Raw genomic sequence first — 14,285 nt, forward strand, 5'->3', positions numbered from 1 at the left:
CCGCTGTCCCTTCTTGGCCGCCGCGCCGACATCCAGCCAACGCGGCGTCACACATCAGGCCCTCACCGCCTCGAGCCCGAGTTCGGGCGCGACGAGGGTGTAGGGTTCGAAAGCAGCAAAGTCTTCCGTAGCGATCTTCCGTCGGGTGAGTTCCATATTGCGCTCGAGGCTCGAAGGCTTCGCCGTACCGAGCAGGACCGAGGCAACCTGGCGGTTGGCAAGCGGGAACTGGAGCGCGGGAGCGGCAAGCGGCATCCCGCGGTCGCGCGCGATCTTTTCCATCGCCGCAACCCGCGTCCGCACGTCTTCGCTCGCCGGCATGTAGTCGAAATGGGCTCCCTCCACCGGGCCGGTGGCGAGAATGCCGGAATTGAACACGCCGCCAACGACGAGCGATGTCCCCTTCTTCTCGCAAAGGGGAAGTAACTCGGCGACCGCCGAGCGGTCGAGAAGCGTGTAGCGCCCGGCCAAGAGGATGCAGTCGATATCGGCCCGCCGCATGACCTCGAGGCAGACCGGCACTTCATTGATGCCGAGGCCGTAGGCCGAAATGACACCGGCCGTTTTCAGCTCCTCCAGCGCCTTCAGGCCGGAATCCATCAGTTGCCGCAAGAGCACGGCATTCTTCGCGGCACCGTGGGTGTAGACGCCGATGTCGTGGACATAAAGGATGTCGATGCGATTGAGGCCGAGCCGTGCGTAGCTGAATTCGACCGACCGCATGATCGCGTCATAGCTGTAGTCGAAGGTGACGTCGAAATTCAGCGGTTTGACATAGGAATAGTCGGGAACCGCGCCTTCCGGCACCGGGCGGAGCAGGCGGCCAACCTTTGTCGAGAGCACGAAGCTGTCGCGCGGCTTGTCCTGCAGGAAATCGCCGACGCGCCGCTCGGCCAGTCCCAACCCGTAATAGGGCGCCACGTCGAAATAGCGGATGCCTGCGGCCCAGGCAGCATCCAGCGTCCCCATTGCGGCTTCGCGCGTGCATTCGCGATAGAGGCCGCCAAGCGCGGCCGCGCCGAAGCTGTACTCGGTCACCGCAAGGTCGGTCCGACCGATCTTTCTGGTCTGCATTCCTTGTTTCCTCCTCCAAGGATGCGCGTTTCTAAACTCAGAGGGGTTTGCCCCTCACCTTGGCCCTCTCCCCGCTTGCGGGGAGAGGGGACTTTAGCGGCTGCGGCATCGTCCCTTCTCCCTGCATGCGGGAAGAAGGTGCCGGCAGGCGGATGAGGGTCTGTCCCTCTAAAGCGTAGCCCCCAGATGCCAGGGAACGAATTCATTGTCGCCGTACCCGAACAGTTCGCTCTTGGTCTTGCGACCGGAAGCGGTATCGATGATCAGGTCGAAGATTTCACGGCCAAGCCCTGCGATGGTCGCCTCTCCCGAAGCGATCACACCGCAATCGATGTCCATGTCTTCCTCCATGGCGCGATAAAGCGGCGTGTTGCTGGTGAGCTTGATCGATGGCGCGGGGCGACAGCCGAAGCAGCTGCCGCGCCCGGTGGTAAACGCGATGACGTTGGCGCCACCGGCGACCTGGCCGGTTGCCGAAACCGGGTCGTAGCCCGGCGTATCCATGAACACGAGCCCATGCTCGGTTACGCGTTCGGCGTAATTGTAGACAGCCGTCAACGGTGACCGTCCGCCCTTCGCGACTGCACCGAGCGACTTTTCGAGGATCGTCGTAAGGCCGCCGCGCTTGTTGCCCGGCGACGGATTGTTGTCGAGCGAGGCGCCGTGCAGCGCAACGTAGTTTTCCCACCAGGAAATCAGGCCATCGAGCTTTGCCGCGACGTCTTCGTTGACCGCGCGGCTGCGCAACAGATGTTCGGCCCCGTATATCTCCGAGGTTTCCGAGAGGATCGCGGTGCCGCCGGCACCGGCGAGAATGTCGACCGCGGCACCGAGTGCGGGATTCGCCGTGACCCCCGAAAGCCCGTCGGAGCCGCCGCATTGCAGACCGACGATGATCTCGCTGACCGGTATTGGCACGCGCCGCGCCGTTGCGACTTCCTGGGCGATTTCATCGAGCACGCCCAGCGCGCGCTCGACCGAGCGGCGGGACCCGCCCGCCTCTTGGATGTTGAAGTGGCGTTTTTCCGCGCCGGAGCCGCTCTGGCCGTAAAGCGTCAACTGGTTGACTTCGCAACCGAGCCCGACCATCAGCACGCCGCCGAAATTGACGTGGCGGGCATAGCCGGCAAGCGTCCGGTGCAGGTTCTTCATCCCATCGCCGGTGGACGACATGCCGCAGCCCTGGTCGTGCACGATCGGTACGAAGCCATCGATGCCCTCATATCGTGGCAGAATTCGCCGGTTGGCCTCGTCGGCGATGGCGCGACAGACCGTGGTGGAACAGTTCACGCTGGCGACGATGCCGATATAGTTGCGGGTGGCCGCCCGTCCGTCGGCCCGGCGATAGCCAAGGAAGGTCCGCGCCTTGTCGGCGGCGCTCGCGGATTCGGGCGCAACTGCGGCGCCGATCGCAAGACGGTCCTGGTCGAAGGCGAGATTGTGCGAATGCACGTGGTCCCCGGCGCCGATGTCGCTGGTCGCGCGGCCGATCGCCTGGGCGTATTTGATCACCGGCTCTCCGCTTCCAATCGCCTGCACCGCGACCTTGTGGCCGGGCTCGATCCGTACTTTGGCCGTGGCGCCGCCCGGAAGCGGCTGCCCTGCCTCGATCGGAAAGGTTGCTACGGCGACATTGTCCTCCGGCGAGAGAAGGATTGAAGACGGGGCGGACAAAGCGGCACTCCTGATTTCGTTTCATGTGCGAATGGTCGCACAAGCAATTTGTCTTTTATCCACAATAGACAGAAACACGTCAACAGGTATTATGATCGAAAAAGGCGTCGACGGTCGAAGCGGGCGCGCGGAAATTGGAGCGACCAGTGTCGAAATACCCCGCGACGGCCAAGACAAATCAGCGCTGCCGCGCTACAGCGTGATTCCTTCGGACGGTTACCGATGAAGGGATAACAGGGCAAATTCAAAGTGCTACAGCGCCTGCCTGGCAATAGGCACTGCGCGATGGAGCAGCAACGAATTCCGGGCCGACGCCCGCAGCAACAGAGGACCAGCCGGACCTTCCATGGCGAAGCAGAACACCGTTTTCAAGGATGCCTTCAATCGCTGCCTGAAGCTCTTGGCGGAGACCTCCACGCTGCCGTCCGAGCCCGAACTCGGACAGGTGCTCGGGGTGAGCCGCACGACCGTTCGCGCCATTCTCACCCGCTGCGAGGAGCTCAAGCTGATCATCTGGGACAAGCGCCGGAAAATCGTGCTGCGCCGCCCCGAACCATCGGATTATTTTCCGACGGAAGAGACCAGCTCACTTGCAGAAATCATCGAGCGCAGTTTCATGCGCCGGATTCTGGCCGGCGGTGCCGAGCCCGGCATGCAGATCAACGAGCTTGAACTCGCGCGCGAGATCGGTACCGGCACGACGAGCGTACGCGAATTCCTGATCCGCTTCAGCCGCTTCGGCCTGATCGAGAAGCGACCGAACAGCCATTGGGTGCTGAAAGGTTTTACCCGAGAATTCGCGCTTGAGCTGACGGAAGTGCGCGAAATGTTCGAGCTCCGCTCCGCGGCGAGTTTCGTCGGCCTGCCGAAGGACCATCCCGCCTGGGACGAGCTGAAAAAGATCGAGGCCGTGCACCGCGAGATCCTTGCCGACATCGACAACCGCTACAAGGAATTTTCCGAGCTTGACGAGCGCTTCCACCTGCTGGTGCATAAATCGTCAAGCAACCGCTTCATCATCGATTTCTACGACATCATCGCGATCGTCTTCCACTATCACTATCAGTGGAACAAGGCCAACTCCCGGGAACGCAATGCGCGCGCGCTTGAAGAGCATCTCGCCTATATCGCCGCACTCCGGTCGCGCGATCCAAAGCAGGTGGACCAGGCTTGCCGGCGGCATCTGAAATCGGCGCGGGAGACCTTGCTGCAGTCGATTCCGTAGCCGGCTATGAACTCTCCCGATTAGACCGCTCAGTAGCCGGATTCCGGCCTTGAGGTCTGCTTCTCACCTGTAAATTCCTGCCGCAAGCGTTGCGTCGCGCTGACGAGGAGCGTGACATCGGTGCCGATGGCCATGAAATCGGCGCCGAGATCGCGATAGTCGCGCGCCTGGGCGAGGTCGAGAGTCATGATCCCGCGCGCCTTCCCGGCACGGCCGATGCGCGCAAAGGCATCGACGATCACCGCACGCACCTCCGGATGGCCCGGCTTGCCGAGGTGGCCCATGTCGGCGGCCAGGTCCGACGGGCCTATGAACAGGCCGTCGACGCCATCGAGCGCAGCGATGTCATCGATCGCATCCAATCCCTTCCGGCTCTCGATCTGCAAGAGGAGGCAAATCTCGTCGTTGGCGGTCGTGAGATAGTCGCCGATCCGCCCGAAATTCGAGGCGCGGCCAAGCGTGGCGCCGACGCCGCGGACACCGTGCGGCGGGTAGCGAACGGCGCGCACCAATTGCTGCGCCTCTTCGACGCTATCGACCATCGGGATAAGCAGCGTCTGAACGCCGGTGTCGAGCGTCTGTTTGATAAGCGCCGTATCGCCGACAGGGAGACGAACGATCGGATGGCTGCCGCGCCCGGAGATCGCGCGGAACTGCGCCGAAAGAAGCGGCAGATCGTTCGGCGCGTGCTCACCGTCGATCAAAAGCCAGTCGTAACCGCTGTCGGCCACGACTTCGGCGGCGTAGGGGCTCGCCAGCGCCACCCACAGGCCAAGCTGGAACCGGTTTTCGCGGATCGCCGCTTTAAAGGGGTTTTTCGGGGCGGGCATCAATCGCTCTCCTCTCACTTCCGGATCTGTTCGCCGCAATCTGCCCCTCATACGGCTGCTCCCACCTTCTCCCCGCACGCGGGGAGAAGGGACAAGCGGCAGCGCCTTCGCCTCAAGACCCCTCTCCCCGCGCGCGGGGAGAGGGCCGGGGTGAGGGGCAGTTCGCATTCCTCTCATTAATGTCGAGTCGGTAAGTTATTACCCGCAAAAGAAAAAACCGGCCAGAACTTTCCGGCCGGTTCGATTGACAAGTGAGATCGCCGTCACCTCAGGCGATGCCGCCGAGGCAGACGTATTTGATCTCCATGAACTCCTCGATGCCATATTTCGAGCCCTCGCGGCCGAGGCCGGAAAGCTTGACGCCGCCGAAGGGGGCCTCCGCCGTGGAGATCAGGCCGGTATTGACGCCGACCATGCCGTATTCGAGTGCTTCCGCGACCCGGAAGACCCGGGCGAGGTCCTTGGCGTAGAAATAGGAGGCGAGACCGAACTCGGTATCGTTGGCCTGGGCGATCACATCGGCTTCGTCCTTGAAGCGGAAGAGCGGCGCCACCGGCCCAAAAGTCTCTTCGCGTGCGACCGACATGGACTGCGTGACATCGGCGAGCACCGTCGCCTCGTAGAACGTGCCGCCGAGCGCGTGGCGTCGGCCGCCGTGGACGACGCGGGCGCCCTTGGCAAGTGCATCGGCGACATGCTCCTCGACCTTGGCGAGCGCCGGCTGGTCGATCAGCGGGCCGAGAATGACGCCTTCCTCCATGCCGTTGCCGGTCTTCAGCTTGGCGACTGCGACGGCAAGCTTCTCGGAGAAGGCCTCGTAGACGCCATCCTGGACATAGATGCGGTTGGCGCAGACACAGGTCTGGCCGTTGTTGCGGAACTTGGCAATCAACGCCCCCTCGACGGCGGCATCAAGATCGGCGTCATCGAAAACGATGAAGGGCGCGTTGCCGCCAAGCTCAAGGCCGAGCTTCTTGATCGTGGTCGCGCTCTGGCGATAGAGCTCGGCGCCGACTTCCGTCGATCCGGTGAAGGTCAGCTTGCGCACGGTCGGGTTCGAGGTCATCTCGGCGCCGATCTCGCGGGCCGAGCCGGTGATGACGGAGAAGAGGCCCTTCGGCATGCCGGCGCGTTCCGCAAGCACCGCGATGGCAATCGCCGAGAACGGCGTCTGCCCGGCTGGCTTCAGCACCATGGCGCAACCGGCGGCAAAGGCGGGACCGGCCTTGCGGGTGATCATCGCGTTCGGGAAGTTCCAGGGCGTGATCGCGGCGACGACGCCGACCGGCTGCTTCATTACCAGGATGCGCTTGTCCTTCTGGTGTCCGGGCACGAGGTCGCCATAGACGCGGCGCGCCTCTTCCGCGAACCACTCGATGAAGCTTGCACCATAGACGATTTCGCCGGTTGCTTCCGCGAGCGGCTTGCCTTGCTCGATGGTCAGGATCTGGCCGAGGTCGTCCTTGTTCTCGATCATCAGTTCGAACCAGCGGCGCAGAACGCCCGCGCGCTCCTTGGCGGTCTTCGCCGCCCATTCCTTCTGCACCCGCGCCGCGGTCTCGATCGCGGCCCGTGTCTCGGCGGCACCGAGCTTCGGCACCCGGCCGATGATCTCGCCCGTCGCCGGGTTGTTCACCTCGATCGCGTTTTTCGGGTCGGCTTCGATCCAGTTTTCGCCCACGAGAGCGGCCTGGCGAAACAGCGACGGATCCTTCAAATTCATGGCGCGTCCTTCCTCGGATAAAATCTACAGAACTTATACAACTTTTTTCGCGAGCTCGACAATGGTCCTGAACGCCGTTTCTGCGTCCTCCTCGGCCATGCTGAATTGCCCCGCCTGGAACCGGATGGCGATGCGTCGGTCGACACGTGTCTGCGTCAGGTAGATGCGGCCGTCGTCGTTGATCGCCTTCACCAGAGCGAGGTTATGGGCGTCGGCATCGGAGCCGCCGGCATGTCGAAACGAAAAGAGAGACAGAACCGGTTCAGTAACGATTTCGAAGCCCGGTTCGTTCCGCAGCCGCTCGGCAAGTTCGCGCGACCAGCGGACATGATTGCGGATCATCTCCCTCAAGCCCGAAAGGCCGTGGAAGCGCAGCAGGAACCACAGCTTGAGAGCCCGAAAGCGCCGCCCGAGCGGCACGGACCATTCGGAGTAATTGATGATCCCGTCCTGCCCGTGCGTCTTCAGATATTCCGGCTGGATTGCCAGCGTGCGGACGAGATCGTCGGGGTTGCGAACGAAATGGGCAGAACAGTCGAACTGGGCGCCGAGCCATTTGTGCGGATTGAAGACGACTGAGTCGGCGCCCTCGACGCCCCGCCAGAGCTCACGGAATTCCTCGCAGATCATGGCAGCACCTGCCCAGGCGGCGTCGACATGGACGTATAGCCCATGCTCGCGGGCGACGCGGACGACTTCGGCAATGTCATCACAGGCGCCAGTGCTGGTGCCTCCGGTGCAGGCGACAATGCCTGCCGGGAGATGGCCCGCCTTGCGATCCGCCTTGATTGCACTGGCAAGAGCGGTGCAGTCCATCGCTCGACGCTCGCCGATGGTCGGTATCCGGACAAGATTCTCTTCCCCTATGCCGCTCACCCAGATCGCGCGGTCAATCGAGGTATGGACCTGGTTGGAGGAATAGATGCGGACACGGGGATTGCCGGCCAATCCTGCGCGATTGCCGTTCCAGTCGAGCGCCTTTTCGCGCATCACCAGCACCGCCGCGAGCGTGGCGGAGGACGCGGAATCCTGGATGACGCCGGAAAAGTCCGCCGGCAGGCCGATCGCCTGCCGCAGCCAGTCGAGCATCTTCGTCTCCAGTTCGGTCGCCGCCGGCGAGGTCTGCCAGAGCATGCATTGCGCCGCAACGGCGGTGACCAGATATTCGGCGATGACGGAGACGGGCGCGGCGTTGGCAGGGAAATAGGCAAAGAAACGGGGGTGCTGCCAATGGGTCATTGCCCGGCATGATGATTGTCTGGAAATCCTCGAAGATCCGCTCCATCGCTTCACCGGCTTCCGGAGGAGATAGAGCGATTTGGCCCGCTATCTCACCGGCAGCCGTCTGCGCCCGGACGGGCCGGTCCCGAAGTGACTGCCGGTAATCCACACCCCAATCCGCGGCCTTGGCCGACCAATGCCTGAACGTTGCTTCGTCCATCGCTCCCTCCCATACTCATGTTGCGGTTCCATCGATGCTGGAACTTTTGTAGCGTCGCCGAATCCGCTCTCCTGGCCGAGACGCTACAGCGCCGCGCGTCAAATCGGACGCGCAAAGGTCGCTGTAGCACTTTGATTTGCTGCATGATTTTGTCCTTAAATCGATTCCGATTTAAGGAATCATGCAGTAGGACCTCCCAAGAGGATTCACGCGCAAATAAGGATGTTCGTTCGTGACAGAAATCAACCATAGAAGAGCCGACCACCCGATCCACTCGATCTTCCTGGAGCGCTGGTCGCCGCGCGCCTTTACCGGCGACGAAATCAGCGAAAAGGATCTGCTCGCCCTTTTCGAGGCCGCGCGCTGGGCGCCTTCGGCGAGCAACAACCAGCCCTGGCGCTTCGTCTATGCCCGCCGCGGCACCGAACACTTTGCGTCGCTCCTGGAGATTCTCGATGAAGGCAACCAGCGCTGGGCGAAAAAAGCCTCGGCGATCGTGATCATTCTATCGAAAACCCACAGGCTCACGTCGACCGGCGAGATGCGACCGGCCTACACCCATGCCTTCGATACCGGTGCCGCGTGGTTCGCGCTTGCGCTGCAGACGCGCCTTGCCGGTTTTTACGCGCATGCGATGGCGGGGATCGACCGGGACAAGGCCATGCGCGTACTCGGTGTACCGGAGCACTATCGGGTCGAAGCCGCGGTCGCGATCGGCAAACTTGCCGATCCGTCGACGCTGCCGGAGGATCTGCGCGAGCGGGAAAAGCCGAGCCAGCGCAAGCCGCTTGGCGATTTCGTTTTCGAAGGCCGGTTCAAGGCCGACTGATCGGGCAAAAGAAAACCGGCGCCTTTCGGCGCCGGCGATTTTCTGCCAGACGACCACATCAGATGTCGAGATTGGCGACGCTCAGCGCGTTTTCCTGGATGAAATCGCGCCGCGGTTCCACCTCGTCGCCCATCAGTCGCGAGAACAGACCGTCCGCGTCGGTCGCATCGGAAACCTTGACCTGCAGCAGCGAACGGACGTTCGGATCGAGTGTCGTTTCCCAGAGTTGCTCGGCGTTCATCTCGCCGAGACCCTTGTAGCGCTGCATCGAGAGGCCCTTGCGGCCGGCCGCGAAGATCGCGTCGAGCAGAGCGCGCGGTCCGCTGATGTCCTGGGTGCCGTCACGGCGGCGCAGCACCGGCGGCTCGGCATAGACTTCCTTCAGTTTTGCCGTCAGCTGATCGATATGGCGGGCATCGGAGGAGCCGATCAGCGCCATGTCGAGTATCGACACTTCCTTGACGCCGCGAACCATGCGCTCTAGCTTCAGGCCGCCTTCCGCGGTCACCGTTCCGGTCCAGCCGCGCTCGGTCTCCTCGGCGATGACGTCGAGGCGGCGCGCCACTTCCGCCGCCACGTCCTGATATTCATCGCGCCGGCCATTCAGTTCGACGTTGAGCGCGCCGGCGATGGCGGCCTGCTCGACGATCGCCCGGTTGTAGCGGGAATGCAGCCCGTCCATCAGCGAGCGCAGGCGCAGCGCATCATTGATGACTTCACGCAGGTCCTGCCCGGCTCTCACCTCGCCGGACGCGAGCGCCAGCGACGCTTCCTCGAGGCCCATGCTGATCAGGTAATCCTCGAGCGCCTTCTCGTCCTTCAGGTATTGCGTCGACTTGCCGCGCGTCACCTTGTAGAGCGGCGGCTGGGCGATATAGAGGTGGCCGCGCTCGATCAGCTCCGGCATCTGCCGGAAAAAGAATGTCAGCAGCAGCGTGCGGATGTGGGCGCCGTCGACGTCAGCATCCGTCATGATGATAATCTTGTGATAGCGCAGCTTGTCGGCATTGAATTCGTCCTTGCCGATCGAGGTGCCGAGCGCCGTGATCAGCGTGCCGATTTCCTGGCTCGACAGCATCTTGTCGAAGCGCGCACGCTCGACGTTCAAGATCTTGCCGCGCAGCGGCAGGATTGCCTGGCTTTCCCGTGAACGGCCCTGCTTGGCCGAACCGCCTGCCGAGTCGCCCTCGACCAGGAACAGTTCCGACTTGGCCGGATCGCGTTCGGAACAGTCGGCGAGCTTGCCGGGCAGCGACGAAATGTCGAGCGCTCCCTTACGACGGGTAAGCTCGCGTGCCTTGCGCGCCGCCTCGCGGGCCGCCGCCGCCTCGACGACCTTGCCGACGAGGACCTTGGCTTCGCTTGGATGCTCCTCAAACCAGGAATTCAATGCTTCGTTGACCAGGCTCTCGACCACAGGCCGGACTTCGGACGAAACGAGCTTGTCCTTGGTTTGCGAAGAAAACTTCGGATCGGGCACCTTGACGGACAGGACGGCGGTCAGTCCCTCGCGGCAATCCTCGCCCTGGAGCGTAACCTTTTCCTTCTTGGTTATCCCGGACGATTCCGCATAGGAGGTCACCTGGCGCGTCAGCGCGCCGCGGAAGCCGGCCATATGGGTGCCGCCGTCACGCTGCGGAATGTTGTTGGTGAAGCAAAGCACGTTTTCGTGGTAGCTGTCGTTCCACCACATCGCCACTTCAACCGTGATGCCGTCCTTTTCGCCACGGATCGAGACGGGACTGTGCACAAGCGGCTTCTTGGCGCGATCGAGATAGGCGACGAACGCCTCCAGCCCGCCTTCATACATCATCTCGTCGCGGCGGATGTCCGAATGACGCTTATCGGTGAGCACGATGCGGACGCCGGAATTCAGGAAGGCGAGCTCGCGCAGGCGGTGCTCGAGCGTCGTGTATTCGAATTCGACGTTCGAGAAGGTTTGCTCGCTGGGCAGGAAGGTGACCTCCGTGCCGGTATCGGTGCCGGCGTCACCCGTCACTTGGAGCGGGCCGTCGGCAACTCCGTGCGTGAAGCTCATCTCGTGGATCTTGCCGCTGCGGCGGATCTTGAGCTTCAAGGATGTGGAGAGCGCGTTGACGACCGAAACGCCTACGCCATGCAGGCCGCCCGAGACCTTGTAGGAATTCTGGTCGAACTTTCCGCCGGCGTGAAGCTGGGTCATGATGACCTCGGCGGCGGACACGCCTTCCTCCTTGTGAATGTCGGTCGGGATGCCGCGGCCGTTGTCGGTCACCGTCACCGAACCATCGGGATTGAGGGTTACCGTGACGATATCCGCATGGCCGGCCAGCGCCTCGTCGATCGCATTGTCGACGACCTCATAGACCATGTGGTGCAGACCGGAACCATCGTCGGTGTCGCCGATATACATGCCCGGCCGCTTGCGGACGGCATCGAGCCCTTTCAACACCTTGATGGAATCGGCACCATATTCGGCGATGGCGCCGGCTTCGGTCTCAGGAAAATCGGTCATTCGGCTTCAGGTCTTTCCAGGTTGCGGACGTCGTGATTCGGTGCGAATCACAGCGCGGAGGCCTTACGGACTATAGGAAATTTGTCCACGGCTTCCAAATCCCGGACCGCGCTCGGCGGTCGGGAACAGGCTTTCATCCCCTGTCATTATCAGGAATTGTGGCTTTTTCCAAAATATCTTCCAAAGCCCGGATCGTCTCCTCCGACAAACCGCGTATCTGCCCTCTCAGCCGGTTGGCAAATGCGGTGTGACCGGGCGGCAGGCCGGACGTATCGAGCACCACCTTCGGGTCGGAAATATCGGCGATCCGGAAGAGCTCGTCCGCCTCGTCCCAGATCACATTGAAATAGCCGGCGACGCGCTGCAAAAAATCGAAGCTCGGCTGCCCGCGCTTGCCATGCTCCAGCGCCGACAGGTAGGCGGCCGAAACACCGATCGCCGCCGCCATCTGCTTTTGTGACACACCCTTTCTGCGCCGCAGCTCGCGCATCGCTTCGCCGAACGGCGTCATGACGCACTTCCCTTGGCGCGCGCCAGGCGGACATAGAGCGCGCCCTCGCCACCGTGGTTGCGCGCCGCCGGCTCATAGGACGAGATCAGCGGACGAAACTCCGGGAGCGAAAACCAGAGCGGCACCGCCCGTTTCAACGCCCCATCGCTTCCGAGCGACGTGCCCTTGCCGGTGATGACCAGGACGTGACGAAGGCCGCGCTCGTGCGCCTTCAGGAGAAACTGCAGGAGCAGGCCATGGGCTTCGCTCTGGATCATGCCGTGCAGGTCGATCCGCGCTTCGAGCGCCACGCGGCCTTTCGCGAGCTTGCGCTTCACCGGCCTTTCAAGCGGATGGTGACGTCGCTCGGCCTTGCCTTTGCTGAGCGTGAAGCCCGGCTCAGCCTTTTCTTGCGGTGTTGCCGCGACCTTCGGCGAATCCGGCGCTGCGGGCGCAACCTCTTCGCTCTCGCCAAGCAGGTCCGCGAGACTTTCGATACGGCCAGGTATTGGCCGGGTCGAGCGTGCGACCTTCCCCCAAAGAATGCGATCCTCCGGCGAAAGCTTCTTTTCGCTAGCCATGGTGGTATCTGGACGCGGCCGCCCGAGGGACGAAGATGTAGAAGTCCGCGGCATTGCGGACGGATCCCGCCAGATTGCCCGCGTCGTCACCGGAACCGGTGAAGATGTCTCCGCGCGCGGGACCGACGATTGCCGAACCAGTGTCGAGCGCCAGCATCAGGCGCGCAAACGGCCGTCCGCCGTCGAGATGGGTAAGGGTGTCGCTCGCAACATAGAAGGGGACGCCGAAGGTATGGATCAGCCGATCGACGGCGAGCGATCGCCCGGGCTCCAGTGGTACCTTGGCCGCAGCAACCGGCCCCAGGCCGTCATCGTCTACCGAGGCCTCGCGGAAAAAGATGAAAGACCGATTATGCCACAGGATCTCGTCCACCTTTTCGGGATGCGCTGCAAGCCAGGCGCGGATGCTCGCCATCGACACGGTCGCTGCATCGATCTCGCCGCGATCGATCAGCAGCTTACCGATTGCGGAAAAGCGGTGCCCGGTCTTTGCCGCATAGGTGATGCGCCGCCTCGATCCGTCCGGATAGAGGAGCCCGGCCGCACCCTGGACATGAACGAAAAAGACGTCGACCTTCGACCGGGCATAGGCAATCTCAAGCCCGCGTCCCGCGAGGAAGCCCCGCTCGATCGCCTCCCGGTCCGGATATTCCTCGATCTCATCACCACGAAGGCGCCCGAAGGCGAAATACGGATCCATGCCTTGTGGCCGGCTCGCATCGTCGATGTCGATCAGATCGGCCGGCCGACGGTAGAAGGGGAAGCGAAAAATCTCGTCCGGTTCGGCACGAACCTCGATCTCCGGCTCATAAAAAGCGGTAACGAACCCCCTACCGCCCTCGCCGGTCCGAATCCTGAACGGAAGAAACTGCTCTTCGAAAAAGGAGCGCGCCGCTGCCGCGTCGGAAACGTGCGAGCGGGCGGCCTCGAAAGCGGGCAAGAGATCGGCCACGGAAATGCCGAGCGATCCTGTCTTGTAGGGTTTCGCCGTGGTGACGTGGTGATGGCAGCGGAGAAGGGCGGCAATAACGGCTGTCGGATCATCCGCCTGCCAGCCGGGCAGTTCGGAAAAGGCGACCGGCTCCAAATGAAAGGCCATGCTCGCCTCAGTTTTCCGATTCCGTAGCGATCAGTTTCCAGTTCGGATCGCGCGACCGGATATCACGCGAGAAGGTCCAGAGGTCGTTGACTTCGGCAACAGAGTCGGCGTCGCCGTCGATCAGTTTGCCCTGCTTGTCATAGGTAGCCGAGATGAGCTGGCTGATGATCCGGACGGTGATGTTTTCCTCGTTGTCCTTGATCTCCGCGTGGGTGATGTCGGCCTTCTCGATGCCGACGAAGGTCGACTTGACGACCTCGCCCTTCCCCTCCCGGTCGGAAATGGCGGAATCGAAGCCCTCATAGACTTCGCGCGACAGCAGTCCCTTCAGCGTCTTGCGGTCGCCGTCGGCGAAGGCCATCACGATCATCTCGTAGGCCATCTTGGCGCCGCTGACGAAATCCTCCGGATTGAAGCTGCGGTCGGCGTCGCTCAAGGCCCTGAGTTGGCCGTTCAAAGGCGTGCCGGCCTTGGCAACGGCATCGATGGCTGCGTAACGAGACTCGTCTTCGACGGTGCTTTCGCGGCGCGGGAGTTGCACGACCTTGCCATTGTCGGCGCTCTCCGGGCCCTTGCTCATCTCACGCGGCGAATAGGGATCGAAAGGCGGTCGTTCATTGCCGGTACGGCGCCCCAGAACACTGCGCAACTGCAGAAAGATGACCACGGCGGCGATCAGGAAAAAAAACGTGATGAAGTCGAAAGAGCCCATTTCCACCCGGAACCGCTGTTAGATTTTCTCTTACTATCCCATATAGTCCGCAAGGATAACCCATTCAAATGGCGATGTCGCACCCTTAAACCGGAGGCCAACCAATTGCACGA

11 protein-coding genes and 1 pseudogene are annotated in these 14,285 nt (G+C 62.5%); 2 read left to right on the forward strand and 10 right to left on the reverse strand.

Annotated elements, in window-relative coordinates; translation table 11 throughout:
• Positions 1-54: 54 nt before the first annotated feature.
• Both GHK62_RS18460 and GHK62_RS18465 read right to left on the reverse strand, forming a co-directional pair.
• Entirely contained in the window at positions 55-1,074 is a 1,020-nt protein-coding gene (locus GHK62_RS18460) for an aldo/keto reductase (protein ID WP_153440588.1), read from the reverse strand.
• 168 nt (positions 1,075-1,242) lie between these two features.
• Entirely contained in the window at positions 1,243-2,748 is a 1,506-nt protein-coding gene (locus GHK62_RS18465; protein ID WP_153440589.1) for a UxaA family hydrolase, read from the reverse strand.
• Between the two features lie 346 nt (positions 2,749-3,094).
• Here GHK62_RS18465 and GHK62_RS18470 point away from each other — a divergent pair, with 346 nt between their 5' ends.
• A complete protein-coding gene (locus GHK62_RS18470; RefSeq protein ID WP_153440590.1) occupies positions 3,095-3,973 on the forward strand; it encodes a GntR family transcriptional regulator in 879 nt (292 codons plus the stop codon).
• A gap of 29 nt (positions 3,974-4,002) precedes the next feature.
• Here GHK62_RS18470 and GHK62_RS18475 read toward each other — a convergent pair whose 3' ends face one another.
• From GHK62_RS18475 to GHK62_RS18485, 3 genes and pseudogenes are all read right to left on the reverse strand, one after another.
• The gene (locus tag GHK62_RS18475) at positions 4,003-4,803 is read right to left on the reverse strand and encodes an aldolase/citrate lyase family protein (RefSeq protein ID WP_153440591.1); all 801 of its coding nucleotides are present in this window, start codon (positions 4,801-4,803) and stop codon (positions 4,003-4,005) included.
• Positions 4,804-5,071: 268 nt separating this feature from the next.
• Complete coding sequence (gabD, locus tag GHK62_RS18480; protein WP_153440592.1) at positions 5,072-6,526, reverse strand: NADP-dependent succinate-semialdehyde dehydrogenase; 1,455 nt, start codon at positions 6,524-6,526, stop codon at positions 5,072-5,074.
• Positions 6,527-6,559: 33 nt separating this feature from the next.
• Positions 6,560-7,967 (reverse strand): annotated as a pseudogene (locus GHK62_RS18485) (pyridoxal phosphate-dependent decarboxylase family protein).
• A gap of 232 nt (positions 7,968-8,199) precedes the next feature.
• On the opposite strand from GHK62_RS18485, the gene GHK62_RS18495 reads away from it, so the two are divergent.
• Entirely contained in the window at positions 8,200-8,796 is a 597-nt protein-coding gene (locus GHK62_RS18495; RefSeq protein ID WP_184108624.1) for a nitroreductase family protein, read from the forward strand.
• A gap of 58 nt (positions 8,797-8,854) precedes the next feature.
• On the opposite strand, the gene gyrB is transcribed toward GHK62_RS18495, so the two are convergent.
• The 5 genes from gyrB to GHK62_RS18520 form a co-directional block, all read right to left on the reverse strand.
• Positions 8,855-11,290 carry a DNA topoisomerase (ATP-hydrolyzing) subunit B gene (gene gyrB / locus GHK62_RS18500; RefSeq protein ID WP_153440594.1) on the reverse strand — a complete coding sequence of 812 codons (2,436 nt, stop codon included), beginning with the start codon at positions 11,288-11,290 and terminating at the stop codon, positions 8,855-8,857.
• A gap of 133 nt (positions 11,291-11,423) precedes the next feature.
• Positions 11,424-11,801 carry a helix-turn-helix domain-containing protein gene (locus GHK62_RS18505; protein ID WP_153440595.1) on the reverse strand — a complete coding sequence of 126 codons (378 nt, stop codon included), beginning with the start codon at positions 11,799-11,801 and terminating at the stop codon, positions 11,424-11,426.
• Positions 11,798-12,361 carry a Smr/MutS family protein gene (locus tag GHK62_RS18510; RefSeq protein WP_153440596.1) on the reverse strand — a complete coding sequence of 188 codons (564 nt, stop codon included), beginning with the start codon at positions 12,359-12,361 and terminating at the stop codon, positions 11,798-11,800. The genes GHK62_RS18505 and GHK62_RS18510 overlap by 4 nt, the downstream gene beginning before the upstream one ends.
• On the reverse strand, positions 12,354-13,460 hold the full coding sequence (gene mltA / locus GHK62_RS18515; protein ID WP_153440597.1) for a murein transglycosylase A: 1,107 nt from the start codon (positions 13,458-13,460) through the stop codon (positions 12,354-12,356). Before mltA ends, GHK62_RS18510 begins: the two co-directional genes overlap by 8 nt.
• 7 nt (positions 13,461-13,467) lie before the next feature.
• The gene (locus GHK62_RS18520; RefSeq protein ID WP_153440598.1) at positions 13,468-14,172 is read right to left on the reverse strand and encodes a Tim44/TimA family putative adaptor protein; all 705 of its coding nucleotides are present in this window, start codon (positions 14,170-14,172) and stop codon (positions 13,468-13,470) included.
• Positions 14,173-14,285: the final 113 nt, after the last annotated feature.

Source organism: Sinorhizobium terangae (assembly GCF_009601505.1).
Lineage (GTDB): Bacteria > Pseudomonadota > Alphaproteobacteria > Rhizobiales > Rhizobiaceae > Sinorhizobium > Sinorhizobium terangae.

Excerpts from the sequence above, each read along its gene's own strand:
- mltA (WP_153440597.1), bottom strand. The coding sequence starts at position 13,460 with ATGGCCTTTCATTTGGAGCCGGTCGCCTTTTCCGAACTGCCCGGCTGG.
- GHK62_RS18520 (WP_153440598.1), bottom strand. The coding sequence starts at position 14,172 with ATGGGCTCTTTCGACTTCATCACGTTTTTTTTCCTGATCGCCGCCGTG.
- gyrB (WP_153440594.1), bottom strand. The coding sequence starts at position 11,290 with ATGACCGATTTTCCTGAGACCGAAGCCGGCGCCATCGCCGAATATGGT.
- GHK62_RS18470 (WP_153440590.1), top strand. The coding sequence starts at position 3,095 with ATGGCGAAGCAGAACACCGTTTTCAAGGATGCCTTCAATCGCTGCCTG.
- GHK62_RS18475 (WP_153440591.1), bottom strand. The coding sequence starts at position 4,803 with ATGCCCGCCCCGAAAAACCCCTTTAAAGCGGCGATCCGCGAAAACCGG.
- GHK62_RS18510 (WP_153440596.1), bottom strand. The coding sequence starts at position 12,361 with ATGGCTAGCGAAAAGAAGCTTTCGCCGGAGGATCGCATTCTTTGGGGG.
- GHK62_RS18460 (WP_153440588.1), bottom strand. The coding sequence starts at position 1,074 with ATGCAGACCAGAAAGATCGGTCGGACCGACCTTGCGGTGACCGAGTAC.
- gabD (WP_153440592.1), bottom strand. The coding sequence starts at position 6,526 with ATGAATTTGAAGGATCCGTCGCTGTTTCGCCAGGCCGCTCTCGTGGGC.
- GHK62_RS18505 (WP_153440595.1), bottom strand. The coding sequence starts at position 11,801 with ATGACGCCGTTCGGCGAAGCGATGCGCGAGCTGCGGCGCAGAAAGGGT.